The organism is Thermostichus vulcanus str. 'Rupite', from assembly GCF_022848905.1.
Lineage (GTDB): Bacteria > Cyanobacteriota > Cyanobacteriia > Thermostichales > Thermostichaceae > Thermostichus > Thermostichus vulcanus_A.
Map to the genome: position 1 here is coordinate 1 of NZ_JAFIRA010000003.1, position 24130 is coordinate 24130.

At 53.7% G+C, this 24130-nt stretch carries 27 protein-coding genes; 18 read left to right on the top strand and 9 right to left on the bottom strand.

Annotated elements, in window-relative coordinates:
* Nucleotides 1-800: 800 nt before the first annotated feature.
* The gene (locus tag JX360_RS02065) at nucleotides 801-971 is read right to left on the bottom strand and encodes a hypothetical protein (RefSeq protein WP_244348827.1); all 171 of its coding nucleotides are present in this window, start codon (nucleotides 969-971) and stop codon (nucleotides 801-803) included.
* Nucleotides 972-1172: 201 nt separating this feature from the next.
* The gene (locus JX360_RS02070; protein WP_244348828.1) at nucleotides 1173-1691 is read right to left on the bottom strand and encodes a hypothetical protein; all 519 of its coding nucleotides are present in this window, start codon (nucleotides 1689-1691) and stop codon (nucleotides 1173-1175) included.
* Nucleotide 1692: 1 nt separating this feature from the next.
* Between JX360_RS02070 and JX360_RS02075 the strand changes: the two genes are divergently transcribed.
* Entirely contained in the window at nucleotides 1693-2073 is a 381-nt protein-coding gene (locus JX360_RS02075) for a hypothetical protein (protein WP_244348829.1), read from the top strand.
* 191 nt (nucleotides 2074-2264) lie between these two features.
* Nucleotides 2265-3725: a hypothetical protein gene (locus JX360_RS02080; RefSeq protein WP_244348830.1), complete on the top strand. Its 1461-nt coding sequence runs from the start codon at nucleotides 2265-2267 to the stop codon at nucleotides 3723-3725.
* Nucleotides 3726-3798: 73 nt separating this feature from the next.
* On the opposite strand, the gene JX360_RS02085 is transcribed toward JX360_RS02080, so the two are convergent.
* A complete protein-coding gene (locus JX360_RS02085; RefSeq protein ID WP_244348831.1) occupies nucleotides 3799-5361 on the bottom strand; it encodes a phytoene desaturase family protein in 1563 nt (520 codons plus the stop codon).
* Nucleotides 5362-5427: 66 nt separating this feature from the next.
* Nucleotides 5428-5946 carry a phycobilisome rod-core linker polypeptide gene (locus JX360_RS02090; protein ID WP_244348832.1) on the bottom strand — a complete coding sequence of 173 codons (519 nt, stop codon included), beginning with the start codon at nucleotides 5944-5946 and terminating at the stop codon, nucleotides 5428-5430.
* Between the two features lie 437 nt (nucleotides 5947-6383).
* On the opposite strand from JX360_RS02090, the gene JX360_RS02095 reads away from it, so the two are divergent.
* The 6 genes from JX360_RS02095 (at nucleotide 6384) to JX360_RS02120 (ending at nucleotide 9927) form a co-directional block, all read left to right on the top strand.
* The gene (locus JX360_RS02095; RefSeq protein ID WP_244348833.1) at nucleotides 6384-6869 is read left to right on the top strand and encodes a 2Fe-2S iron-sulfur cluster-binding protein; all 486 of its coding nucleotides are present in this window, start codon (nucleotides 6384-6386) and stop codon (nucleotides 6867-6869) included.
* A 116-nt stretch (nucleotides 6870-6985) separates the two neighbouring features.
* The gene (locus JX360_RS02100) at nucleotides 6986-7669 is read left to right on the top strand and encodes a V4R domain-containing protein (protein WP_244348834.1); all 684 of its coding nucleotides are present in this window, start codon (nucleotides 6986-6988) and stop codon (nucleotides 7667-7669) included.
* Between the two features lie 46 nt (nucleotides 7670-7715).
* Complete coding sequence (locus JX360_RS02105; protein WP_244348835.1) at nucleotides 7716-7997, top strand: hypothetical protein; 282 nt, start codon at nucleotides 7716-7718, stop codon at nucleotides 7995-7997.
* Nucleotides 7998-8075: 78 nt separating this feature from the next.
* The gene (locus JX360_RS02110; RefSeq protein ID WP_244348836.1) at nucleotides 8076-8624 is read left to right on the top strand and encodes a globin family protein; all 549 of its coding nucleotides are present in this window, start codon (nucleotides 8076-8078) and stop codon (nucleotides 8622-8624) included.
* Nucleotides 8625-8670: 46 nt separating this feature from the next.
* The gene (locus tag JX360_RS02115) at nucleotides 8671-9141 is read left to right on the top strand and encodes a globin family protein (RefSeq protein ID WP_244348837.1); all 471 of its coding nucleotides are present in this window, start codon (nucleotides 8671-8673) and stop codon (nucleotides 9139-9141) included.
* Between the two features lie 84 nt (nucleotides 9142-9225).
* On the top strand, nucleotides 9226-9927 hold the full coding sequence (locus JX360_RS02120; protein WP_244348838.1) for a V4R domain-containing protein: 702 nt from the start codon (nucleotides 9226-9228) through the stop codon (nucleotides 9925-9927).
* On the opposite strand, the gene JX360_RS02125 is transcribed toward JX360_RS02120, so the two are convergent.
* Nucleotides 9924-10661, bottom strand: coding sequence for a hypothetical protein (locus JX360_RS02125; protein ID WP_244348839.1), 738 nt, complete (start codon nucleotides 10659-10661; stop codon nucleotides 9924-9926). The genes JX360_RS02120 and JX360_RS02125 overlap by 4 nt on opposite strands.
* 346 nt (nucleotides 10662-11007) lie before the next feature.
* Here JX360_RS02125 and JX360_RS02130 point away from each other — a divergent pair, with 346 nt between their 5' ends.
* The 4 genes from JX360_RS02130 to JX360_RS02145 all read left to right on the top strand — a co-directional run bounded on the left by JX360_RS02130 (nucleotide 11008) and on the right by JX360_RS02145 (nucleotide 14987).
* Nucleotides 11008-12264, top strand: coding sequence for an HhoA/HhoB/HtrA family serine endopeptidase (locus JX360_RS02130; protein WP_425244335.1), 1257 nt, complete (start codon nucleotides 11008-11010; stop codon nucleotides 12262-12264).
* A gap of 193 nt (nucleotides 12265-12457) precedes the next feature.
* Complete coding sequence (locus tag JX360_RS02135) at nucleotides 12458-13357, top strand: glycine betaine ABC transporter substrate-binding protein (RefSeq protein WP_244348841.1); 900 nt, start codon at nucleotides 12458-12460, stop codon at nucleotides 13355-13357.
* Between the two features lie 26 nt (nucleotides 13358-13383).
* Nucleotides 13384-14373, top strand: coding sequence for an ABC transporter ATP-binding protein (locus JX360_RS02140; RefSeq protein ID WP_244348842.1), 990 nt, complete (start codon nucleotides 13384-13386; stop codon nucleotides 14371-14373).
* Nucleotides 14370-14987 (top strand): ABC transporter permease, encoded by a 618-nt coding sequence (locus JX360_RS02145; protein WP_244348843.1) that lies wholly within the window; start codon nucleotides 14370-14372, stop codon nucleotides 14985-14987. Before JX360_RS02140 ends, JX360_RS02145 begins: the two co-directional genes overlap by 4 nt.
* 6 nt (nucleotides 14988-14993) lie before the next feature.
* Here JX360_RS02145 and JX360_RS02150 read toward each other — a convergent pair whose 3' ends face one another.
* The 4 genes from JX360_RS02150 to JX360_RS02165 all read right to left on the bottom strand — a co-directional run bounded on the left by JX360_RS02150 (nucleotide 14994) and on the right by JX360_RS02165 (nucleotide 17144).
* The gene (locus JX360_RS02150; RefSeq protein ID WP_244348844.1) at nucleotides 14994-15950 is read right to left on the bottom strand and encodes an NAD(P)H-binding protein; all 957 of its coding nucleotides are present in this window, start codon (nucleotides 15948-15950) and stop codon (nucleotides 14994-14996) included.
* A gap of 159 nt (nucleotides 15951-16109) precedes the next feature.
* Nucleotides 16110-16400 (bottom strand): 4a-hydroxytetrahydrobiopterin dehydratase, encoded by a 291-nt coding sequence (locus tag JX360_RS02155; RefSeq protein ID WP_244348845.1) that lies wholly within the window; start codon nucleotides 16398-16400, stop codon nucleotides 16110-16112.
* Nucleotides 16401-16468: 68 nt separating this feature from the next.
* Nucleotides 16469-16978 carry a GNAT family N-acetyltransferase gene (locus JX360_RS02160; protein ID WP_244348846.1) on the bottom strand — a complete coding sequence of 170 codons (510 nt, stop codon included), beginning with the start codon at nucleotides 16976-16978 and terminating at the stop codon, nucleotides 16469-16471.
* Entirely contained in the window at nucleotides 16971-17144 is a 174-nt protein-coding gene (locus tag JX360_RS02165) for a hypothetical protein (RefSeq protein ID WP_244348847.1), read from the bottom strand. Before JX360_RS02165 ends, JX360_RS02160 begins: the two co-directional genes overlap by 8 nt.
* A gap of 153 nt (nucleotides 17145-17297) precedes the next feature.
* On the opposite strand from JX360_RS02165, the gene JX360_RS02170 reads away from it, so the two are divergent.
* The 6 genes from JX360_RS02170 (at nucleotide 17298) to JX360_RS02195 (ending at nucleotide 24129) form a co-directional block, all read left to right on the top strand.
* Entirely contained in the window at nucleotides 17298-18554 is a 1257-nt protein-coding gene (locus tag JX360_RS02170) for a pentapeptide repeat-containing protein (RefSeq protein WP_244348848.1), read from the top strand.
* Between the two features lie 173 nt (nucleotides 18555-18727).
* Entirely contained in the window at nucleotides 18728-19507 is a 780-nt protein-coding gene (locus JX360_RS02175; RefSeq protein WP_244348849.1) for a cysteine hydrolase family protein, read from the top strand.
* A 44-nt stretch (nucleotides 19508-19551) separates the two neighbouring features.
* Nucleotides 19552-20028: a cupin domain-containing protein gene (locus tag JX360_RS02180; protein ID WP_244348850.1), complete on the top strand. Its 477-nt coding sequence runs from the start codon at nucleotides 19552-19554 to the stop codon at nucleotides 20026-20028.
* An 87-nt stretch (nucleotides 20029-20115) separates the two neighbouring features.
* Nucleotides 20116-21765 (top strand): CocE/NonD family hydrolase, encoded by a 1650-nt coding sequence (locus JX360_RS02185; protein ID WP_244348851.1) that lies wholly within the window; start codon nucleotides 20116-20118, stop codon nucleotides 21763-21765.
* Nucleotides 21766-21847: 82 nt separating this feature from the next.
* Nucleotides 21848-22114 carry a DUF6761 family protein gene (locus tag JX360_RS02190; protein WP_244348853.1) on the top strand — a complete coding sequence of 89 codons (267 nt, stop codon included), beginning with the start codon at nucleotides 21848-21850 and terminating at the stop codon, nucleotides 22112-22114.
* 179 nt (nucleotides 22115-22293) lie between these two features.
* Entirely contained in the window at nucleotides 22294-24129 is a 1836-nt protein-coding gene (locus tag JX360_RS02195) for a glycosyltransferase family 39 protein (RefSeq protein WP_244348855.1), read from the top strand.
* The last annotated feature ends 1 nt before the right edge of the window (nucleotide 24130 follow it).

Below are 24130 nucleotides of genomic sequence, written 5' to 3' on the forward strand. Positions count from 1 at the left end.
TAGAGCCAGAGACCAAGTTTTATGATCTGATCCCACGGCGCAGCGGCTGGGCGCGGTTGATCCCTGGGGGAGAGGCCCTGGCGCGTTTGCATTTTGATGTGGTGAGCTCCGGCCTACCCCTCTGGCTTTATACAGGCTTTTGAGGGGTGGTACTTGAATTATACAATCTCATCCATCTGGGGCAGAGGGTGAGCAAGAAATTGATCCAAGATGGCCACAGAAACCTTGCTGATGGCAGTTGAGTAATATTTTGTGGCAGCAAAACTGAACATTTGTTAAGAATCTACTCAAAGGCAAAAAGCTTAGGAAAATCGGTGATCCAGAATCAGCGATTTTTTGAGAGCTGAACTTGGAAATGAGTTTCTCTGCTTTTTATTGAACTAGAAATTAGGGCCTCCGATCCGTTATTTCAACGGTAACAGAAAAGACCTGAATGGCTCCAACCGAATCTTCGACACGAAACTGCACGTCAAAAATACCTGCAGTATCAAATTGGGCCTGAAAAAACACTTGGCCATTAATGACAGCAGCGTTTGCAGTACCAGGTACAGAACCCTGGAGAGGTTGAATTTGAAAGTCAACTAGGTAGTTGCAGTTAACCGTCCCATTACAAGGAGGGTTGGGTGCACCAAAAACTCCTGAAGCAGGAGGATCAAAAGGAACTCCTCCAGTAACATTTGCCAGGATTAGGTTAACTGAAGCAATTGGACTAGCAGTTGTAAGGGTACCAGAAATTGTTGAGCGATTTGGGAGGATAGTAACCCTTAAGTCTGGAGGAACTGGAGTTGGTGGGGGTGGAGCTACAGGAACTTCACCCGCGATTGGCGGGACTGCACCTGGAGTAGGTACTGAAGCGGTTGTAGGTGCAGAAACGGGGCGAGTAATGCCTGAAGGGGTAGGTTGACTAGAAGCAACCGGGCCTGACCCCACTCCGGTACTCCCGGTCGGAACAGTTGGGTTTTGCACACCAATTATTGGCCCCGGCAAAAAGCTCGTCACATTCTTATCCTTAGCCTGCTGACAACCAATGAGGGTCGAAGCCATCAGCACAAGCGAGGTTCCACCAATTGCCAGGACTTGAAACTTACTCATCACCACACCCTCTCACACTCTCTAAAGTTCTCAACTAAGCCTCAACTTCGCCCGTCAAACCATTGCTAGAATTGCATTTTCTACAAGTTCCCACAAGCAGGAACCTGGGATCCGCGAATCTCTGTTCGGCTTTCTTCTCCACTAAATATGGAATTATCAACTCGCAAAACCTGACCAAAGGTATCTCGGATAGTTAGAATAATAACTATGTCATCACCCGTCAATTCATCTTCAATGGTAACTTGCCCCTGGGCATCAAGCTTGCGAACACCGCGAATACGCTTGGATAAGATTCTGAGATCATTGAAGAATCGAGGATCGGTTGGGAAGGTGAAGCTAAAATTAAAGCCTCCAGCATCAGCGAAGGTATTGCCTCTACCAATCAGCAGATTCTTAAATTGTTCCAGTGCGGTTGGGAGAATGACATCCGTCACATCTGTACCACAAGTAATGTTCAAAACCTGTATATCAACGCTAGCAATGGTACCACGTACGATCAAATCAACTATATCGACCTTATAGGATAACGAAGCAAGTTCCTGGTTGGCATTGAACCCACTGTTCGGATTTGTCGGATCAAATTGAGGTTGATCCGGCAAGTTGGGCCGTACCGGCGGTGGCGTAATCGGGGCAAAGTCTGGCGCAGGACGTACTGTAGTTGGGTTATTGTTGGGGGCAAGCGTAGGGGCAACCGCCACAGGTGGAGGGGTGGCAGAGCTAGAACTCAGCAACGGGGGCACACCACTCGTCGTCTCGCTGCTACAACCCGCTGCTAGCGCGATCGAGGCACAGGTTGCCAAAAGAGAGAGGCCGCCACGGCAAAGGGCTGAGCCAGAAAGTCGTCTCATCGAGAAATTCTCCACTCACTCACACCAAAAAATTGCGGACAAAGTCCAGCAGGGATCCAACTCAACCACAAATTTGCAGGATGTGCCTGTATCCACGGGATCCCGTTTCAAAGGAGGGATCGCCTGCTGTTAGTTCTACTTCATCCTGGGGCATTGTCAACCCACTGGCTAAGCAAATCAAAGGAATTTTCTGGAAACGGCCCATCCCCTACATATGGGGTATTATTACTTCGAGCAGGGGTGGGCAGCTTACCCGTAGCGTTTGTGGTCGAGTGCCTGTTGTCTCCTTTCGTGCATAGATTATGGTGTGTGAGGAAGTGCCGTATGAACTTCAAATGTCGCTCATTGGCGGTTTTATGTGGAGTATTGCTGCTAGCCAGTTGCGGTGAAGTTGATGAGTCCCCAGCGTTACCTGGGCCTGTCCAGGTGGATCCCAGTGCGTTTGTCTCGGCCCAAGAATATCGGTTCACCCCAGGCTCGGTTTTGGAAACCACCAGCATGAGACTGGACTTTGTTAATCCAAGATTTGACCAGGGTATTGCTGTACGAAATACAGGCACTCAAGGGAGTGGAGAAGCCCGCTTAACCAACATTGAGGCTTCTATTCGGCCCATAGGCCAGACAGGCTCTACCATCAGCGACTCTGTTGATGGTAGTACACTTGCCATTGTTCTGCCTCCAACCTTACCACCTTTGGAAATTACTGCCTTTGCCCCTAATGATGCTCGTTTGGAGACGCAAGCCTTTGTAAATGGAATCAACCTGATTTCTAGTACGCCAGAAGATCAGCGAATCCGAGTCAATTCCAGCTTCCGTGGAGCATTGGTCAATCCAGATCTTGATGAGGATGTTCAAGTAAGAACCATTCTTACGCTACGGGTGAACCGGATCTTGGTGAATACCACTGGCACTCAGGTGGTGATTGAAGGGGATGCCTCTCTGCAAGCTCGCACAACCAATGTATTCAATACGGTAACGGGAGAAACGCTAGGAGATGATCCCCCAGACACTGCGATTGTAACGATGGGAGCTGGCTCTTTCTCTGCTAGCTTTGTGGTGCGGCAGCGGGGCATTGCTGGAGATGGTGGCGGTGAAGATGCACTGGCTTTGTTGGCCCGCCTCAACTTCCAGCCAAACCAAGCGGAGATTGTTTATCGGCCAACTCAAGTAGGTACCCAGTCAGTGCTTTTTGCGCCGGATCCGACTCGACCCAATATCCTGACCAATCAATTGGTGAGAATTCGGCGTTCTCTGAGCGGAAGAGTACAAGCTTCTTTTGACCCGGCTAACACCAGTACGGTGTTGAACTTCGTGCAAGTCAGTCCTCCCCCAGAACCTTTCCCAACCCCCATTCCCCAGCTACCCCCTCCCACCCGTCCGGGTGCTCCTACTGCCTTTGATTACTTTTTCTCGCTGCGTACTGAGCGTTCCACTGGCACATTACCTGGATCTCCTGTAGAGGGGGATAACCTTAGCCCTGTTATTCTTCAAGGCATCGTTCCCACTACAGGGGATTTCGTCTTCCGAAGCCTTGCTGGAGCGCAGTTGGCAGGACCATTCAACCGGCTTGATATTGGGGGTGGCACCCAAAGAGGGAACTTTAACCTTGTTTTCGACCAAACCACTTCTGCCGATCGCATTTCGGGTCAGTGGTTCCTGGAGCAGGAGTTCCCAACCGGCAACGTTGAAGCGGGTACAGCCGATGAACCGGGTACACCGGCTACTCAGCAAGGGGCCATTCTCATCATCCGTGGGTTCTTTAACGGGGTTCAGGTTAACCTTTAATGCCAGAAGCAAGTTAACTCCCAACCAGGGATCCCTTCCGGCTTGGTCATTGTGGCTGAGCCTTTTTTGTAGGTTACAGGTTCGGGAAGTCGCCGAGCACCACCTGGGCGCAATTATGGCCAGGGATCCCGGTGACACCCCCGCCGGGATGGGCCCCGGAGCCACAGAGATATAAACCGGCAATCGGGGAGCGGTAATCGGCAAAGCCGGAAATGGGCCGCAGGTTGTAGCTTTGATCCGGCGTGATTTCTCCGTGAAAAATGCTGCCCCCCATCAAGCCAAAGCGGGCTTCTAAATCCACGGGTGACAACATCTGCCGCGCAATGACGGCCTTTTTGATATTGGGGGCAAACTGGGCAATTTTATCGATCACCCGATCGGCAAATTCCTCCCGGAGGCCATCGTTCCAATCCCGCCCTTTCGGCTGGTAGGGCACAAACTGGCAAAAACAGGAGAGGATGTGCTTGCCCGGCGGAGCCATTGTTCGGTCGGTGGGGGACTGGCTGTAGATTTCAATAAAAGGATCCCGGGAAGGGATCCCGTACTTGTAGTCATCCCAGGCCCGCTCCAAATAAGCCACCGAAGGGGCAATATCCACCGTGGCCGAACTGACCACTTCCGGGGGGATCTCCGCCGGAGCTGCCGTGTAGCAGGGCAATTCCTCGAGGGCCAAGTTGAGCTTATAGACCGGCCCGCAGGTGCGGTAGTGCCGTTCTAGGTGAGTGCGAAACTCCGGCGGCAGGGATCCCGTGGGGCATAGTTTTAAGAACGTGATCTGCGGATGGGCATTAGAGAGGATAGCCCGCGCCCGCAGGGTCTCCCCGGTTTCCAGAATGACACCTGTGGCTTGGCCATTTTCCACCCAGATCTCGGCTACCGGAGCTGAGGTACGGATCTCCACCCCCAAATCGAGGGCGGCCTTGGCCATGGCCTGGGTGATCGCCCCCATTCCCCCACGTACATAGCCCCATACGCCACGGATCCCGATTGCCCGACCCACCGCATGAATCAGCCAGACATAAGGTGTACCCGGAGTCATCGGCCCGGCTGCCGTCCCGATCAGAGATTGGGGAGCCATCGCCGCCTTGACGTGCTCGGACTCAAAAAATTCATCCAGCAGATCGGTGGTGGAGAGGAGCATAATCCGCCGAAAATCATCTTCATATCCGGCTTGAGCAAAGCGATCCGCTAATTGCCCCAGCGATATCGGCGGCTGCATCAACGTGGGCTCAATCACCCCATTCACCCGATCCCAAAAATCCTCCCAGCGGTCGTAAGCCTCGGCATCCTTGGGAGAGAACTTAGCAATTTCCGCTTTGCTTTTGGCGCGGTTGTCGGCATAGAGGAAAAGGTGTTGCCCATCGGGGAAGGGCATAAAGTAGGAGGGTTGCTTGGCATAGACCTCAAAGCCGTAATCCGGCAGACGCAGATCGCGGATGATCTCCGGGCGCAGCAAGCTACAGGAGTAGGAAGCCACCGACACGCGAAACCCAGGGTGGATCTCTTCGGTGATGGCAGCACCGCCAACGGTGTGATAGCGCTCTAGCACCACGACTTTTTTCCCTGCTTTGGCCAGGTAGCAAGCACTCACCAACCCGTTGTGTCCACCCCCGATCACCACTGCGTCGTAGCTCATCTGTTGCCCTTCGGCCTTTCCCTGTTGGATCTCCACCTACGATACCGCTTTTCCCAGGGACATCTTCTACATCACCGCCAAACTTTGCAAAAGCGGCGATCCCTGCATCGCCAGTTGATGGCTGCGGTTCATGCGGTCTGTTAGTAGGTAAGCCACAGGAGGGTACCCCATGAGCCGTTGACGCGGGTGGGGCAGACGCTCATTGCCGAAATGGTGGTGATACTCCTCAGAATCCACAAAAGCATTAACCATCGCCTGGAAGCCCTGACGTACCAAAATGTCGTGGTAGGTGGCCACCTCAGCCTTATCTGCCGGCGCCCGCCCCAAAAAGTGCTTGAACCCCTGCTCCACACAACGCGTGTTACAACCCGCATTAAAAAAGAGCTGCTGATAGAGATGGGATCCCCCTACTTGTCGAACCAGACGCTTAATACCCACCCGACCCCGGAGAAAATCCTGCTCAATTTTTTCTAGCTCACCTACTTTTTCGTGCTGGTAGGGCTGGCGTTCCAAAATCTGCTGATAGGCAGCGCGCAAAAGATTCTGTAAGGCTTGAGGATCCCGATTTCGCTGACGCGACTCCATGATGGTTGCTCCTTAATAAACGAAACTGACCGGAAAGATTAAATTTGCGAAAAAGGCAAGAAGACCCATTCAAAGAAATGATGAAGCTGTCGTAGAGTTGGAATTAAGCTCATCCATCTCAAGGCAGAGGGAAGCAAAGGCTCTCATCCAGATTTATCTTGACAGCAGGATCAGCTGCTGGATTTTGCGATAAATATTTACGAAGAATACCCGATCTGAGCCTGTTTCCGTAATTCTACTTTCCAGAAAACTAAATCAATAAAAATTCCGTATTTACTCGTAGTTAAGGATTATTTCATCCCTATTCACAGAACCCCAGCCAAAATGCAGAATACAAAAGAGGGCTTCTCTTGATTCTCAACCAGCCCATTATTCCGGAGCATCCAGATCACATTCAGACCATTATTATGTGCTGAGCACGCCGATGGATCCCATTTATGGTTAAACAAATTCGACTGGAGCCTCTGTCCCGTATCTCCGAGGTAGATACCTATAGCAACTTGCTATCAGCTATTCTTTCGGAGGATTTGCACGTTTCGCGAGAATGTAATGGTCGCGGCATTTGTGCCACCTGCCACATCTATGTCAAAGAGGGTCTAGACAGTTTGACGCCAATGACCCCGCGCGAGTCGAAAACACTTGAAGTGATCACCAGCGCCAAAACCAATTCGCGTCTTGCCTGTCAAGCCAGAGTGATTTCTGATGGCGTGGTGGTGGAACTGCCGCCAGGGATGTACGTAAACTCCCTACAAGATGTGGAAGTTCTTATCGGCAGACGAGCAGAACAAGACTTGCTTCATCCCCGCACAGGGAAAGTTTTGGTCGAGCAAGGTAAAGTCATTACCCGTTCTACCGTAAAGCAACTGGAAAATGAAGATTTCCACCTAATTGGTAGCACCCTAGCACAAACTCGGGAAGTTTGAAGATAGACCTCTAGGAATCCCCAAAGCAAACTCTACTTTTCTTCTCGCAACTTGAGCATTCAGCGGCTACAGCTCTTGCATTGAATTGCTTGAATCTATTCCATCAGGAGAGACCGATGACCACCTCTACCTCTCGACCCGATCCCCGTCCCGCGGTCACAATGCCCACTGGTCGTGAAAAACATTCCCACTACAGTTACCGAGATTTCTTTCGATTTAATCGAGACCAAGGCACAATTATCGATTGGAATAACACTCAAAATCTCCTGCTTAGCGAAGACTTTATCGTTGGCCTGCAGACGGGCTTGGAACGGGAAGTGGGGGATGCCTCTGCCGCTGTTATGTACACCATTGGCATGGATTGGGGCACTCGGGATTCTGTGTATTTCTCCCAATGGTACGAACGGGAATATGGGATCGGGGTGAAGCAATCTAACCTACTCTTTCTGCTGGAAACCTGGTGGTGGCCCTTTACCGCCCAAGGTTGGGGTAAGTGGGAAGTGGAAACAGAATCCAAGCAAAAGGGATTTTTGTTTATCAACCTATTCGACTCGATGGTGGCCCGCACGCTTGGGGATGTGGGCAAACCTGTCTGCCATCTCTATGCCGGTTTGTTTGCTGGGTTCTTCACTGCCATGACCTCCAGAGAGCTAGGCTGCATCGAGATCCAGTGCTACGCCATGGGAGAAACCTACTGCAAATTCCTCCTGGGTGGGCAAGAGCGAATTGATGCTGCCAATTTCTGGATTGCGGAAGGAGCAAGCGCACGCGAGATCGAACATCGTTTGCACCAATTGTGAGTGTCTTGTGATCACTGTTTATCCCCAGCTCTTCAGAGATTTAGCCATGCTCACCCTACATCCTGGTCGAGATTTAACTCAGCCGCTATCGGCTTTTTTACAGGGGTTGAACTGGGACAACCGCCCCCTCACTCCTACCTTGCCCACAGAGGATCCCATCTCTGCCCCAGCTGGAATGCTGCCTCTCACCCAGTCAGTCGGACAATTTTTTGCTGCCTTTAACTGGTCAGGGATCCGACCGCGCCTACAGCCTGTGCCCGAATTGCCGGAGGAGGATCCCTTCACGCTTGATGATTTTGCGGCTTTGTTTGGTGGGGCTTTGCTCTAGCAAGTTGCCCTCAAGCCTCCTCCCCCTTTTGCTGACTTGAATGGCTCTCGATTCTAATGGCTTAAGGAACCCCTACCTATGCATGACATCTACTCTTGGCCCGAGCGCATTGCCGATCGAGAAGGGGATTACCTCCCTCCTGATGATCTGCAAAGCCTGATTCGCTACTCTCTCTCCTTTCCAGAACGATTGGATCTGTACCAAGTGTTTCAACAACAAGAACTCACTTGGATCCAAGAAGTCTTAAACCAGCAGGGATCCGTAGACACTGCCAACTTGTCTCCTGCCCAATGCCTCCTAGCCCGTCAATTGGCCCTGTGTTTGCGCTCCGTCGGGTTAAGCCTGCTCATGGGGGATCCCTTGCCGCTGCAGCAATGGATCTGTGGAGCAATGGAATACTATCTGGGCTTACCAGAGGCCCTTGACCAGCTCTGGCAGACTCTTCAGGGATCGCTGCCAACGGAGCAGCAGGATTTGGTTGCCCCTTACTGGCAAATGTTGCGGGCTGCCTGTCCTAGCCCAGCTCCCGAGGCAGAACCCAGCCCTACCCCATCCGTTGTCGCTGAAGTGGAACCACCCCACGCTTCTCCAGAACCGGCCCTCACTCTGATGGAAATGTTTGTCTAACTCAGTCTGTCTAACTCACACCAACTCAAATAAGGAGTGACAACCCATGAACTTGATGTTTGCGGATCTCCTTCAGAACGCGGAAGGCCGTTACCTGCACCCGAATGAACTCAAAAGTTTGCACGACTATGTGGAAGGGATCCCGAAACGAGTGCGCATCTACCAGGTCCTCCAGTCGAAAGAGAGTGAGCTGCTGGATCGGGTGATTGAGAAATTTCAGCCCATGCTACCCAACTTGACCCGTCGCCATGGGGTCTTGGCGTGGGAACGGTGTCGCCGCGATCTCAGTATGGTGTGGCGCTACTGCTGTATGGCCATGTTGCTCAACGACGAAGACTACCTGCGGGATAAGTTGCTCTACTGGCTAGAGACCATCCTCAAATCTTTCAAAATGCGCGACGAATGCAAACCGGCCTACAAACTGATGCTCGACTCCCTCCCCTATGTCTTCGGATCAGAAGAGAGCGAGATGATTCGCCCCTACCTGATTTTGGCCAAGACGATGCTGGTCAGTTAACCCCGGTCGGTTAACCGAGCCCCCAATCTTGCACAATCTGAAGTCCGCCTTACTCCCGTTACCCAACTGCCCGCGAGGAGAACCATGACCACCCTACAAGAGATTCTGCAGGAGCAAACCCTGCCTGGGCATTGCTTTAGCCCTGCTTACTACATTCGCCCCGATATTCATACCGGCATGTTGGAAAGCCGAGGTGGATACCGACTGGCCGCTTTCCCCATGCCCTTGCTAGAAGCTCTGTATTCGGGTTTGCGCTACGAAACCGGCCAAGCTGCCCGTGTCATCCTCTACAACTGCGGACGCGATTGGGGGGAAGAATTTTTTCGCCGCTTTGAAGATGAACTTTCCCGCTATCACAACCAACCCCTGCGGGAGCTGCCGATGGGGATCCTCCTCGATGCTCTCAGCGATTTATGGGCTACCCACGGCTGGGGCAGACTGACCCTGGATTTTTCTGCCGGGGATCAGGGCGTGGTGCAGGCTAGCGTGTGCAACTCTGGGTTTGCGCTGGCGGCCCGCAACAGCTTTGGCCCAGAGGAAGCCGACAAACCCCGCGAGCCTAGCTGTTATTTGGAGGCAGGGGTTCTGGCCAGCCTCTTCTCGTTGCTCTCGGGCCGTGAGCTGGTCTGTGTCCAAACCACCTGTGAATCCCTGGGGGCCAACCAAAACCGTTTCTTAATTGGCACCGCCCAACGTCTGCACAACTGTGAAGAATGGGTACGCAAAGGGATGTCCCATGATGAGATCTTGGATCGGCTCACCGCCACACCCGCGGGATCCCACTAAGGCAGGTAGGGCTGAAAATCTTGGGTAACGGTAAGGGTCAGATTGGCATTGGGGTTGACCACGGCAACCTCTGGAGCCGTCACATTACCAATCACGGCCCCCGCTGCTGCTCCCCCCAGCACCTTCTCTGTCGAGATCACCTGGTTGCCAAACAGACCGCCCAGGATCGCCCCTGCTGCCGCCCCGATTAGCGCATCTTGGACAATCGCCTCTCCGGAGGTATGGCGGGGATCCTTTTGTAAGGGAATCACCTGGCTTTGGGCGTAGAGGGGGTAAGACTGTCCGTTGATCAGCAGAGAACGGGAAACAAATTGGGTCCCTCCACTCACCGGCTGAAACTGCCCTTCTAGAGTAGCCCCCGCCGGAACGATCATATTTCCATAGACATCCCGCAAGGGGGTATCTAGGCTGAGGCTCACGGCACGAGTTTCCCCTGGGGCAATCAGCAGGGTTTCACCCGAGCGATGCACCGCTTGGATCAAATCTCCAGAACGCAACAGCAGAGCCGTTTGCAACTGAAACTGTTGGCTAGGCTGCAAAGGTTGCGGTTGGCCAAAACCACTGCCACTTTCGCTGGGTGTGAGGGGGCGCGGATTGACAGGGCGCCATCCCTCTCCTGCTGGGGGCGGCGGCAACGTCGAGTTGCTCATCTGGGCTAACACAGGCCCGGCCACTTGCAGCGAGAGCACTCCCCCCAGCAAAGAAGCCAAAATTTGACGAGTGGGTTTGGTCATGGTTTCACCCCCAAATCACACATCTAAGGTAGCCTCTAACAGACCGAAAACTGAAATCCAAACTGGGATCCCAAAAAGTCCCATAGCTCCATTCGACGAAATTCAGCTCTCTTATGTGGATCCCTTACCTTGATCAAACCCAAACCCTTGTGAGATGGGCTACATCGAGCGAGCATATTCTCCTGCTCTCTGGCTCAGATGGGGGTACGGAAAAGCGCCATCCCCATCCCCAACGGGATCCTTATTCCCCATGCTAGATTGAGCTTCAGATATTCAGATGACACCCGCTTCGAGCGGGGCAAAAGCTTTTTAGCAGTTCCAAACCCTTTCGTCCTTCTCGTGTGGTATGAAGCGCAGTAAGTTAACTTCCAGTTCATCGCCAAGCCAGCCCTCTCTGGGATCCCAGGCTCCTCTGCAAAGGGTTCAATCCTTTCTAAGTCGCCTTTTCGCCCCACTGACTTTGCGGCCCTTCCTCTCTCCGCTTCTACTCCTGGTGGTGGGGATGGTGCTCGGGGCCGGCTTGATGGGAGGCAAAGGGGTATCTGCTCAGACGACAGCGGTGCCGCAACTGAATATGAACTTCATCGCCGAAGTGGCGCAAAAGGTGGGGCCAGCGGTCGTCCGTATCGATTCGGAACGCACGGTGCCTACTCGGGGAGCTTTTCCGGAGGAGTTTTTCAGTGATCCCTTCTTCCGGGATTTCTTTGGCCAAAATATGCCTTCTATTCCCCGACAACGACGACAACAGGGAACTGGTTCTGGGTTTATTATCAGCACCGATGGTCAGATCATCACCAATGCCCATGTGGTGGATGGCTCCGACAAGGTAACGGTCACTTTGAAGGACACCCGCAGTTTTGATGGAGAAGTGCTCGGCTCCGATCCAGTCACCGATGTAGCCGTGGTGAAGATCAAGGCCGAAAACCTGCCGACGGTGCAGTTGGGCCGTTCCGAAACCCTAGAACCAGGGCAGTGGGCCATCGCCATTGGCAACCCCTTGGGCTTGGATAACACCGTCACTGCTGGCATTATCAGCGCTTTGGGACGTTCCAGTGGTGAAATTCGTGTGCCCGACAAACGAGTTTCCTTTATCCAAACCGACGCTGCCATCAACCCCGGTAACTCGGGGGGGCCATTGCTCAACGCTCAAGGGGAAGTGATTGGGGTCAATACCGCCATCATCCAGGGGGCGCAGGGCTTGGGCTTTGCCATTCCGATTGAAACCGCCCAACGGGTGGCTAACCAACTGATCACCCGCGGCAGGGTGGATCACCCCTATTTGGGCATCCGCATGGTGACCCTAACTCCAGAGTTGAAGGAACGCCTCAATCAGGATCCCAACAGCCGCATTTTCGTAACGGTGGATCAGGGGGTGCTGATTGGAGAAGTGGTGCAGGGATCCCCGGCTGAACGGTCAGGGTTGCGTTCTGGAGATGTCATCCTCTCGGTAAATGGCCGTACCGTCACCACTGCAGATCAGGTGCAACAGGAGGTGGAACGCACCGAAGTAGGCAGTACCCTGGAGCTGGAAATCGAGCGGGGTGGGCGCCGTCAACGCATTCGCGCTACGACAGGATCTTTCCCGGTAGCCAGTGAACAGTGAAGGGTGATGCTCCGATGCCTAGCAAACCTTCAGCAAGAGATCCCTACCCATTTTTGTAGTATCAGCCTGGGGATAATAATGGTTTAATGGTCGAAACTTCTTTGCGGACTGTACCCTAGTCCGTCTGTCTCAGGGCTGGAAACATTCTGGCTAAGCCTGTTGTCTCGAAACAGGGATCCCTTACACCCCGCTTATGCTGAAAACCACTCGTCGTCTTGTCCTGTTGGCCCTGTCTGGGTTGGCAGCCCTTACCCTTGCTCCTCAAGTCAGCCGTGCTGACACCATCACCGTTGGCTCCAAGGACTTTACCGAGCAATTCATTCTGGGGGAAATGTATGCCCTGGCTTTGGAGGCAGCCGGTTTTACCGTCGAACGGAAGCTCAACCTTGGAGGCACTCCTGTGGCTCATGCGGGTTTGCTCAGCGGTGAGATCGACCTTTACCCGGAATACACGGGTACCGGGCTGTTGACCGTCCTGAAATTGCCCACCAGTGGTGACCCGGCGGAAGTTTATGAAACCGTAGCCCGCGAGTACGAAGCGCAGTTCCAACTGATTTGGTTGGATCCCGCCCCCATGAACAACACCCAAGCTCTGGCCATGACCCGCGCTAGGGCAGCGGAGTTGGGCATTGCCACTCTTTCCGATATGGCCGCCAAAGCCAGTGAACTGGTGATGATCGGGCCGCCCGAGTTTCAAGCCCGTGAAGATGGTCTACCTGGGATCCAAGCCACCTATGGCAATTTCCGCCTCAAGGAGTACAAAGCTGTGGATCCGGGCCTGCGCTACCGGGGCTTGGTGAATGGTGAGGCAGATGTAGCGGTTGCCTTTGGTACCGATGGGGAAATTGCTGCTTTTGATCTGGTGCTTTTAGAGGATGACAAACAACTTTTCCCCCCCTACCAAGTGGCACCCGTGGTGCGGCAAGATACTCTAGAGGCCAACCCTGGTATTGCTGAAGCCTTGAATGCTCTTTCTCCTCTTCTCACCGATGCGGTGATGCAGGAGCTGAACTACGAGGTGAGCGGCAACCAAAAGGAACCCGCGGATGTAGCCAGAGCCTTTTTGGTAAAAGCTGGCATTCTGACGGAATAATCCTGGCCATTCGATGAGGCCCCAGTGTGAGCAAAATTGAGTTCGAGCGGGTATCGCTGCGCTTTCCCCACAGTTCCCGTCCTGCAGTGGATGAGTGCAGCTTTTCCGTGGAGTCGGGCCAGTTTGTGGTCATTTTGGGGCCTTCTGGCTGTGGCAAGACCACCCTCCTGAAAATGGTGAATCGCCTCGTGGATCCCACCCAAGGGCAAATTCGCCTCGAGGGTAAAGACATTCGCCAGTTTCCCGTCACGGCTCTGCGGCAACGCATTGGTTATGTCATCCAGCAGTCGGGACTTTTCCCCCACATGACCGTAGCGCAAAATATATCCGTGGTACCTAGGCTTTTGGGGTGGGCAAAGGAGCGCATCCGCGAACGGGTGGATGATCTGCTTAGTTTGGTCAATTTACCGCCCCATGAATATCGACACCGGTACCCCACCCAACTGTCCGGTGGGCAACAACAACGGGTGGGCTTGGCCCGGGCTCTGGCGGGAGATCCGGATCTCCTCCTCATGGACGAGCCTTTCGGAGCCATCGATGCCATCACCCGCAGCAAGTTGCAAGAGGAGATCCTGCGCCTACAACGACAGCTGAAAAAAACCATCCTCTTCGTTTCTCACGATGTGGAGGAGGCCCTGCGTCTAGCGGATCAGATTTTGGTCATGCATAAGGGACGGGTTGCTCAATTCGATACCCCCTTTCGGCTGCTCACCCAACCGGCCAGCCCTTTTGTCAAGGAGTTGCTAGGGGCAGATGATATGGTGCGGCAACTGAGCGTGTTGCGGGTGGAAACCGCCATGGCGGAGATTCCCCATAACCACACCATTCAAGAAGGAGCAGTGGTTAAACCGCAGGAGAGCCTGCGGCGGGCCTTGTCGGTATTGTTGCGAACCGGGGCGGCGGCCCTAACGGTATGGGAGGATGGACGGGCCATTGGCATTCTCACCTTGGATCACATTCGGGATTTGGCAGTGCTGGAGGAGACACCCGCGTACGGAGCACAGGGATCCGCATGAGTTACATCCTTAACAATCCCGGCTTAGTGTGGCAGCTGACCCAAGAGCACATAGTCATGATCGCGGTCACCCTAGCTATTGCCGTGGTTTTGGCCTTGCCGATTGCGCTGTTGATCCACCAGGTGCGCTGGCTCACGGTGCCGGTGATGGGAATCTTAAGCACCCTCTACACCGTGCCCAGCCTGGCCTTGATTATTTTGTTGGTGCCCTTGTTTGGCCTCAATGCCCGCTCGGTGATCGTGGCCATGGTGCTCTACACCCAAGTGATCTTGGTACGCCACATTTCTGTGGGGTTGCACTCCATTCCGCCTGCGATTTTGGAAGCGGCCAAAGGCATGGGCATGAACCTCTGGCAACGCTGGTGGCAGGTGCAAGTCCCTCTTATGCTGCCGATCTTTTTGGCAGGACTGCGGCTTTCGGCGATTGTGGCCATTGCCATTGCCACGATTGGGGCCAAGTTTGGGGCCGGAGGACTGGGGACGCTGCTGTTTGATGGTATCGCCCAGGCCGGTCGCTACGACAAGATTTGGGCGGGATCCCTGGCGGTGGGATCCCTGGCTTTGCTGGTGAATACGGCTTTGTTGGCTTTGGAGTGGGCGGCCCGCCGGGATTGAGATGGGTTAGAAGGGAGTTTTCACCTTCGGCTGCTTGACCTTCAGGTCGCGGATGCGCTTCAGCATTTTTTGGAAATACTCCGCCAGGTAATCCTCCAGCGTTGTCACCGAGGCGGGATCCATCCCCAAGGTTTCATAAACAGCGGTCATATCGGCGTGCATCGGTTCTTTGGCGGCGATGACTTCCGCAAACGCAAGCCGGTCGGCAATATTCCAGCTCCATTGAAAGAACTGTGCCACTTTACGTGCTCCTCGCAATAACCCTAGTGGCATGGTGCTCACCTTGGCCTTTTTGCTGGATAGCTGTTCACACAAGGCGATCACTTCTCGGGCCGTCCAGGCTTTTGGCCCCGCCAAAGGAAAAATCTGTTGCTTGGCTGCTTCTACACTGAGGGCACGCACCGCAAATCGCGCCACATCCCACGTATCCAGATAGGCCGTGGGTACCGTTTCACTGGTCACCCAAACCATTTGTTCTTCCAAAATCGGGATAGCGTACTGACTGATCAAGCCCTGCATGAAGCCCGCCGTCCGAAAAATTGTGTAGGGCATCTGGGATCCAATCAAATACTTCTCAATGTGATGCTTGAAGTTCATCAGCGGCACATTGGCATACTCATGGTGGGCACCCATAATCGAGAAAAAGATGAAATGTCCCACCTGAGCCGCCCGCGCCGCGTTGATCAGGGCCACTTTGCCATCCCAATCCACTTGGCGGGCACTGAGGCTATCGGTTACCCGTACCGTGGCACAGTCGATGACGGCTTCAATCCCCTCCATAGCCGCCTGAAGCGTGCTCGGTTGCAGCAAATTACCCACCTTGAGGTGGGCCCCCCACTCACTTAAGAAAGCCGCCTTGGCGGGGTTTCGTACCAGACAGGTCACCTGATGCCCCTCTTCAATGGCTCGCCGCACCACTTGCCGGCCCAGCGTTCCCGTCGCCCCCACAACCAGAACTTTCATAAAGTTATCATTTCTTAACCTTACGCATAGTTTATCAGACCCATGGGGATCCCAACACAAATCTGATGGGGCCAAAGCAAAAGGGATCCCTTTCAAAACCCAGCCAGACGGGTCTGAAGGGATCCACGGCCTAAAGAATAGACAAAGAAAAGAAAGGATCTACTTGGCCAACTCGCTCATGCGCTGCGCCAGCGTGAAGTCGAGCTCTGTGATACCGCCAACATCGTGGGTGTTGAGATCGACGCTGACGCGGTTGTACACATTGCTCCAATCGGGGTGATGACCCATGCTCTCAGCCACCAAAGCAACGCTGCTCATCCAACCAAAAGCTTCAACAAAAGAAGCAAATTGAAACTCCCGATGCAGTTTTCCAGCCTGTAAAGACCAGCCGGGCAGGGTCTCCAGCTTGGCGTGGATCTCGGTTTCACTTAGTTTGACGGGTCTGGACATGGATGCTTCCTCCAGTCAATGCCATCGTTTTCATCAAAAGGGCAAGTAAGACCGGATCCCCGCTTAATTTACAAAACTTCACGATTTTCAGGAAGGGCAGGGGTAAGGGGTTTGTGAAGCCAGTAACCCTGCACCGCAAAATCCGCCTGCTGATAAAGGCTGAGGGCGGCTTGGTTGTGATGGTAAACCTGCAGGGTGATGGCTGCCAGCTGCTGCTGGGATCCCCACCGTTCCACCTGCTGAATTAGGGCTTTACCCAGCCCTTGCCGCCGATGTTCGGGATCCACCCAGAGCAGAAAAATATAGGCTACCCGCTGATGCGTGGCTTGGTCGGTGGAAATCCCCACCCAAACACAGCCCACCGGTTCCGCTGTTTCTTCTTTTAGGATCCACCAGCAAGGGGTATTGGGCGGATCAAACAGCCGATCCAGCGTCACCTCCAAATGATCCCAGTTGGTTTGCTCCGGGAAGGACTCTTGTAAAGTTGCTTGCAAGCTTTGCCGGATGCGGGGCCGATCCCAGGCAGAGCCAATGCGCCAGCGGTAGCCAGGGGGCAACGGGATCCCTTGTTCAGGCATTCTCAGCCATTAGTGCAGTAGAGCTTGCTATCGGGGTTAGGTCTTCAATTGGGGCAGGCTGAGCCATATCTCCCGGCAAAAACGAGCGGATGCTCACCACCACAAGGGTGAATAGAAACACCAGCAAAATGAGAGCGGGGAAGACGTATTGACGCAGGATGTTCATATTTCTACACGATCTTCATCCCTACAGCATAGCGCGAGGGAGGGGATCCCAGCGGTTTCACTAAAGGAGATCTTGGACACGCTTTCAGGAACTTCCTTGCCCTCCCACCTGGACTTGCTAGACTGTGCCTGTTTGCTCAAAGCTGATTGGCCCATGTTGCCTGAACCTAATTCAGTGGATCCAGCGGCTCTAGGGGATGCTTACCACCCACAGGAATTGGAAAGAAAACTGCGTGCTTTGGAAAGCATACCCAGCTTTGGTGAAAAAGGGATTAAACTTTTACTTCGGATTGTCAAAACCGACCCTGACTGGAAAGTTAGAGCCAGGGCTTATGAATTGTTGATGGCTCAAGGGGATCCCAGAGTTCATCTCGTTCCCAAACCTCTAAGGGATCTCGGAGACATTGAGAATCTTATAAGGCTTTATTCCAGTGGAGAACGTGACTTTCGATTTGCAGATTTATCAGGAATGGACTTGAGCAAAGTGTGTCTTGAAGAGGCCAATCTAAGCTATGCCTGCCTAAAAAATACTCACTTAAAGGCGGACTTGCTGAAGAGGGCAAACTTATTTGGAGCTGACTTATCTAGAGCAAAGTTAACTGCCAATTCAATATACTACATAAACTTAAGAAAAGTGATCATCTCCGATTCAACGCAGTTGGGCGATGCTTACACATTGTTGTGGCAGGTGTTCAATACAGATGTGACCGGTCGAGACTTAACTGCCATTCAAGTTAACGAGGGCTTTGATCTCAGTGGACTCAATCTATCAGAGACCAATTTGCGGCAGAGGAGGCTAGACGGAGTCAACCTGGCAGGAACGAATTTACGCAACGCAAATCTCAGTGAAACTTGGCTGAGAAAAGCCAACTTAAAAGATTGTATTCTTTCTGGTGCCAACCTGAAGCGGGCGAATCTAGAATTTGCCAACTTGGCTGGCACCGATCTTACTGGGGCCATCCTCTGGCATGCCAATTTAAAATTTGCGCATATTTCTAGCACGACTAAATTGGATCCCAAGTGGAAACTGGTTTGGGAACTGGTCAATTTTGGAGAGATGGGTCGTGACTTAACGGGCAAAGACTTGAGTGGAGCCAATCTCAAAAGCGCTCAATTAAAAAGTGCCGTTTTACGAAATGCCAACTTGAGAGGAGCGCTTCTCAGTGGAGCAGATCTGACTGGTGCAGATTTGCGGGAGAACAATTTGAGAGGAGCAGATTTAAGTCATGCCCACCTGGTGGGGGCTGACTTAGAAGGTAGCGTGCTCAGGGGAGCAAATCTCCACGGTGCAAGATTCGATGGAGCCAATTTGAAAAATGCTGACCTCAGTTTGGAGGCTTATCCGGGGCTGTCTTTGAAAGGTGCAACCCTGCCAGATGGATCCACCTACTCCGGCAACAAACCCAGCTGATCTGCACCCCTCATTGGGGATCCCATGCGTAAATAAGGTGAGAAAACTGTAACCTACGATTCCAAAGTGACGGTAGGAGTGTACTAAGGTCAAGCGTGGTTGGTGGCAGTCCTTCCAACTCCCCACCTCTCAACCCATGCCTACGGTGCGCTACGCAAGTGGAGACTCCAGTGATGAGCACCCCAAATCGCCCCTTGAAAACGCTAGGGATCCCTCCCAATGCTTGGGCTGTTGATGCGGAAATGGCCGATATTACCCGTCCGCCTTTGGATCCCCGGCCCATCTTGCTGCCCACCGCCACCAAAACCCTACGGCTGGATCTGGCAAAGGCGGCGATGATTGTTATCGATATGCAAAATGACTTTTGTCATCCGGATGGGTGGTTGGCCAGTATCGGTGTCGATGTCACTCCGGCCCGTGCTCCGATTGGCCCTTTGAAAACCTTGCTCCCTGAGTTGCGGCAAGCCCAAGTTCCGATCCTCTGGGTCAACTGGGGCAACCGACCCGACCTGCTCAATATCAGCGCCGGCCTCAGGCACGTCTATAACCCGACGGGAGAAGGCATAGGGTTAGCGGATCCCTTGCCCAAAAATGGAGCGCGGGTGCTCACCAAAGACAGTTGGGCAGCCGCGGTTGTAGATGAGCTAGAGATCAAACCCGAAGATATTTGGGTCGATAAGTTCCGCATGAGTGGCTTTTGGGATACTCCTTTAGATAGCATTCTGAAGAATCTCGGGCGAACCACACTCTTTTTTGGTGGTGTCAATATCGACCAATGTGTCATGGCCACGTTACAAGATGCTAATTTCCTCGGCTACGATTGCATTTTGCTCGAAGATTGTGCTGCCACCACCTCCCCGGAATACTGTTTGCTGGCTACTCTTTACAACGTCAAGCAGTGCTTTGGATTTGTAGCTTCTTCATCAGATTTGCTGGCGGCTCTTCCCCGCTAACTTGCTGACTTTGCACCCAGTCATCCCTTGAGCGGAGGATCTCCATGCAAACTCTCTCCCAGTCTTTCTCTCAATGTGTGATCCCAGTGATCAAAACCCCTGCCGATTATCAAGCCTTTCGCATTAGCCCCAACGACTCTAATCGGCTCGCTATTGTTTTTGATCCCTCCCATTCACAAATCTCGTTGACCTTTTGTGTTGAGATTTTTGATGAAGGGGGTAAAACCCCTCCCAATCGCCATCAACTGGCCGTCGAAATGTTTTTCATCCTCAAGGGCGAGGGCGTTGCCATTTGTGATGGGAAAGCCGCCCCCATCAAAGCTGGAGATAGCCTTTTGGTTCCGCCTACGGGAGTCCATGAAATCCACAACACCGGCCCTGGTCGTCTTTATGCGCTGTGTATCATGGTGCCCAATGAAGACTTTGCCGAGCTGATCCGGGCAGGTACCCCTGCGGAGCTGGATGAGGATGATCTACAGGTGCTTTCAGGCTGCTGGAGAACTGCCCTTTCAGTGGCTTAAGTCGCAACTGTCCTAAGATCATCGGGTAGGTACAGGGATCCCTGATCCCTTAATTACCCCTTGCTCTTTTCCTAAGCCGCTAAACTGATGCTGCCTGTTCGCCCCCGAGAAACCGCCTCCATGTTCACCCGCGACGGGATCCAATTGGATGCCGATGTTTATCGTCCGGCGGTCGACGGTTCCTATCCCGTTCTGTTGATGCGGCAACCTTATGGGCGCTCCATTGCCTCAACGGTGGTCTATGCCCACCCCAGTTGGTATGCAGCCCAGGGCTACATTGTCGTCATTCAGGATGTGCGCGGGCGAGGAACCTCCAAGGGATCCTTTTATCCCTTTCGCCACGAAGCAGAAGATGGCTTTGATAGCGTCAATTGGGCGGCCACCCTGCCAGGTAGCAATGGCTCTGTGGGCATGTATGGCTTTTCCTACCAGGGCATGACCCAACTGTATGCCGCCTCCACCCGCCCGGTGGCTCTGAAGACCCTTTGTCCAGCCATGATGCCCTACGACCTCTACGCGGATGCCGCCTATCAAGGAGGGGCATTCCAGTTTCAGGGCAACTTGAGCTGGGCTTTGCAATTGGAAACCGAAGGGGCACGTCTGAGAGGAGATGCCAACGCTTACCAGGCGTTGTTCAAAGCCTCCCGCAACCTACCCCTTTACGACCCGATCCCAGTCAAACCTGGGGTATTGCAGCAGTACGCACCCCAGTCCTACTACTTCGATTGGCTAGAGCATTCCGAGCCGGATGAATACTGGCAGAAGCTCTCCCCTCACTTGGATGCGGTGGATTTGCCCATGTTGCACATTGGCGGCTGGTTCGATAGCTACCTGACGGGAAATTTGCGGCTGTACAAGGAGATGCTTGCCCGTAGCCAAAACCCTCAACATTTGATCATTGGTCCGTGGCCCCATATTCCCTGGGGGCGCAAGGTTGGGGCGTTAGACTTTGGCCCAGCGGCAGTCAACCCAATCGATCGGCTGCAGGTGCGTTGGTTTGACCAGTTTCTTAAGGGCAAAGATACCGGCATTCTTGAGGAGCCGCCCGTTCAGCTATTTGAAATGGGATCCAACCAATGGCGCGGTTTGGAAACTTGGCCTACCCCGCAGCCCCAATCCTTTTATTTGCATAGCTCTGGCCTAGCCGCCCTGTCGGAAGCGGAAGGATCCCTCAAACCTGAACGTCCTGCAGAGAAGCAATCTGATACCTTTGTTCACGATCCCTGGCGACCCGTGCCTGCTCTGGGGGGTCACTTGGCCTATCCCCCCGGCCCGCAAGAGCGCTCTGCCCTTGATTGCCGTACCGATGTCCTCACCTATACCACTCCACCGTTAGAAAGCGACTGGATACTGGCAGGGGAACTGAGCCTAGAACTCTATGCCGAAGCGGATAGCCCCAGCTTTGATCTGTGTGCCGTGATCTCGGAAGTGAAACCCAACGGTCAGGTCTATACCCTCACTCAGGGTTACCGGCGGGTGCAAAATGCCCAACCGGACACCCCCATTACCCTTGACTGCCAACCCACCTGCATTCGCATCTCTCGGGGTCATGCCTTGCGCCTCAGCCTTAGCGCCGCTTGTTTCCCTGCCTACCCGGTGAATACGGGCACGGGATCCCCGGTGCGGGAGGAACGGTGGATCGAGGCTCGCATTCTCACCCTCACCCTCCACAGCGGTGGCGATACCGGCTCGCGGTTGCTCCTGCCCCTGGCTGAGATGTGCTCGGAGGGGCTTTGAAATTTCGGATCCCGTCTGCAACCGTCGCTCATAAGGCGAAATCAAACGTTAGGATAAAGACAGGTGGGGCGAGGGAACACCCATGTTGCAAGACCCAAAGTTAATCCGGCATTACCAAGCAGTTACCGACGCTCTGGTGGACACGTGGCGGCGCGGCTATCAACGCACGGACGAACTGCGCCTATTGGTGGATGGTTATCTTTTGGCACTGCGCGGTACAGGATTGTTGGAACCTTTTGAAATTTACCGCCTTGAAGATGATGTCAATCGCTTCCTCTACGATCCCTCTAATTTTTCTGAGCCGGAGTTTGAGCTCGAAACCGAACCGGAACCGCTGCGGGGCTACTGATCCTGCGCTGACATAATTTACATATTTACAACTCTTGCAAGGGTTTCCTAGCGCAAGGCTTGTATTCTGGGGAGATTCTAAGCTCTTGCCCTGTGAACAAGCCAAGGCAAGGTCACTGGTAAAGGGGCCGTAAACCCCTGGTAGGATGCAAAAATGCCTACTGGGATCCTGCTCCGGTTATGACTGTTTTGGATACTGTGATCTCCTCCCGCCGCCCCAGCGTATTGGGAGCGGGGTTGGGGATGGGGCTTGCACTCACCCTTTGGTACGGAGTATTTGGCTATCACGTCCTGCAAATCGGTCTTTGGCTGCTGGCGTTGCTGCTGGTGGGCTTCTACTTGGCTCAGTTTCCTGCCGCCCAACCCATCTGGGATGCCGCTCAGGTGCGATGGCGACGGGAGTTGCTGCATCTGGGCCTGTTGGCGTTGGTCTTTATCCCGATTTACCTCTACGACTCTGCCAACATTCCCTTCCAGGTGAACACTGATGAGATCGTGATTACCTCCATGTCCCGCAATGCCTCGGGGGTGCGCTTTCCTGATGTATTTGGCTTAATGCCGGAGTATTTTTACTTTCCCCGTTTCATGTTCAGCTTGTTCGGTGGGCTGACCCGGCTGATGGGGGGAGTGACCCTCACCCATGTGCGCATGGTTCATGCCAGCTTTGGGGTGGTCACCATCCTCGTCGCCTATGGGTTCTTCCGGGCTTTTTGGGGATCCCGTTTGGCTCTGGCCGGGGCGGCACTCCTGGGATCCAACCATGCTTTGCTGGGTATCAGTCGCATGGCCATGCGGGAGAACCTGATCGTACTGGTGGAGTGTGCCGCGCTTGGGTTGATTTTGAAGGGGGTGCGGGAGAAAAATCCTCTCTTGCTGTATTTGGGGGGGGTGGCAGCGGGCTTTTCTTTGTACGGCTATTTGCCGGGGCGAGTGGTGATCCTGCTGGGGTTGTTGTTTGGGGGCATGTATTTGCTCTTGGGCCGAGAAGACTTGAAAGCAGGGGATCCGCAGGCGCATCCGTTTTGGGCCTTAGCCAAGTTGACGGTACCGGCAGCCTTGGGCTTTTTTCTCATGGCAGCCCCGATTTTGGTGGCTACAGCCACTTCTCCTCCTGTCAGCGCCGAATATTCTCGCCAACAATTTCTGATTTTCCCAGAGGGGCGGGCGCTGCAACAGATGTGGGTCAACGCGGCAACCCCAGGGGAAGCGGTGTGGCGCAATATCCTCAATGGCCTGAGTATGTTTAACGATCCTAGCCAGCACGATCGCGGCTATATCTATCCCAATTACGGACATGCTTTTGTGGATCCCTTAACGGGGGTTCTCATCTGGTTAGGCTTAGGATCGGGCCTGTATCGCATTTTCAAACGGCGCAGCCAGCCCCACGACTGGCTCTGCATCGGCAGCTTTGTCTTTCTCTATTTGCTGTTTAGTTTTGTCATCACCAAAGCGCCCAACTACACCCGCCTGTTGGTGATTTTGCCTTTCGTGACCTATCTCACTTTAGAAGGGATCCAGGTCCTTTTGCGGGCGCTAGGAGATGTTTTGGAGCGCTCCGGATCCCTGACGCAAGGCTGGCTACCGGCTGTCCTGGGGCTGGGCTTGGTGCTGCTGATCGGGGCTTGGAACTTGGCCATTTTCGGCGATTTTGTCCAGAAAGGCTGGAGAGAGGGCAACGATGTTGCCGCGACCGGGCGCTATGTGGAGGCGCGCAAAACGGATCCCGACCATCATTTTTACCTGGCAGCCAGTGCTTCTTTCCCCTATTTCAGTTGGGGTGAACCCTACTTTTGGCAAAGCTGGATCCAATTTTTTGCCGGGCGAGAGCAATCGGCAACCGTGTTTCCCCCAGAGGAGCTACCGACTCAAGTGCTGGAGCCACCCTTTACCCTGTTTATGAACCAATGGGTTTGGGATCAACAGGGATCCGACCTGCAACAGCGCTTTCCCAACGGTCGGTTAGAACGGATCCCGGCGGAGCGGGGGTTGTGGGCCTTTGAGGTGGTGGATCCCTAGG

Coding starts and splice junctions, on each gene's coding strand:
- JX360_RS02080 (WP_244348830.1), top strand. CDS start 2,265: ATGAACTTCAAATGTCGCTCATTGGCGGTTTTATGTGGAGTATTGCTG.
- JX360_RS02085 (WP_244348831.1), bottom strand. CDS start 5,361: ATGAGCTACGACGCAGTGGTGATCGGGGGTGGACACAACGGGTTGGTG.
- JX360_RS02090 (WP_244348832.1), bottom strand. CDS start 5,946: ATGGAGTCGCGTCAGCGAAATCGGGATCCTCAAGCCTTACAGAATCTT.
- JX360_RS02095 (WP_244348833.1), top strand. CDS start 6,384: ATGGTTAAACAAATTCGACTGGAGCCTCTGTCCCGTATCTCCGAGGTA.
- JX360_RS02100 (WP_244348834.1), top strand. CDS start 6,986: ATGACCACCTCTACCTCTCGACCCGATCCCCGTCCCGCGGTCACAATG.
- JX360_RS02105 (WP_244348835.1), top strand. CDS start 7,716: ATGCTCACCCTACATCCTGGTCGAGATTTAACTCAGCCGCTATCGGCT.
- JX360_RS02110 (WP_244348836.1), top strand. CDS start 8,076: ATGCATGACATCTACTCTTGGCCCGAGCGCATTGCCGATCGAGAAGGG.
- JX360_RS02115 (WP_244348837.1), top strand. CDS start 8,671: ATGAACTTGATGTTTGCGGATCTCCTTCAGAACGCGGAAGGCCGTTAC.
- JX360_RS02120 (WP_244348838.1), top strand. CDS start 9,226: ATGACCACCCTACAAGAGATTCTGCAGGAGCAAACCCTGCCTGGGCAT.
- JX360_RS02125 (WP_244348839.1), bottom strand. CDS start 10,661: ATGACCAAACCCACTCGTCAAATTTTGGCTTCTTTGCTGGGGGGAGTG.
- JX360_RS02130 (WP_425244335.1), top strand. CDS start 11,008: ATGAAGCGCAGTAAGTTAACTTCCAGTTCATCGCCAAGCCAGCCCTCT.
- JX360_RS02135 (WP_244348841.1), top strand. CDS start 12,458: ATGCTGAAAACCACTCGTCGTCTTGTCCTGTTGGCCCTGTCTGGGTTG.
- JX360_RS02145 (WP_244348843.1), top strand. CDS start 14,370: ATGAGTTACATCCTTAACAATCCCGGCTTAGTGTGGCAGCTGACCCAA.
- JX360_RS02150 (WP_244348844.1), bottom strand. CDS start 15,950: ATGAAAGTTCTGGTTGTGGGGGCGACGGGAACGCTGGGCCGGCAAGTG.
- JX360_RS02155 (WP_244348845.1), bottom strand. CDS start 16,400: ATGTCCAGACCCGTCAAACTAAGTGAAACCGAGATCCACGCCAAGCTG.
- JX360_RS02160 (WP_244348846.1), bottom strand. CDS start 16,978: ATGCCTGAACAAGGGATCCCGTTGCCCCCTGGCTACCGCTGGCGCATT.
- JX360_RS02165 (WP_244348847.1), bottom strand. CDS start 17,144: ATGAACATCCTGCGTCAATACGTCTTCCCCGCTCTCATTTTGCTGGTG.
- JX360_RS02170 (WP_244348848.1), top strand. CDS start 17,298: ATGTTGCCTGAACCTAATTCAGTGGATCCAGCGGCTCTAGGGGATGCT.
- JX360_RS02175 (WP_244348849.1), top strand. CDS start 18,728: ATGAGCACCCCAAATCGCCCCTTGAAAACGCTAGGGATCCCTCCCAAT.
- JX360_RS02180 (WP_244348850.1), top strand. CDS start 19,552: ATGCAAACTCTCTCCCAGTCTTTCTCTCAATGTGTGATCCCAGTGATC.
- JX360_RS02185 (WP_244348851.1), top strand. CDS start 20,116: ATGCTGCCTGTTCGCCCCCGAGAAACCGCCTCCATGTTCACCCGCGAC.
- JX360_RS02190 (WP_244348853.1), top strand. CDS start 21,848: ATGTTGCAAGACCCAAAGTTAATCCGGCATTACCAAGCAGTTACCGAC.
- JX360_RS02195 (WP_244348855.1), top strand. CDS start 22,294: ATGACTGTTTTGGATACTGTGATCTCCTCCCGCCGCCCCAGCGTATTG.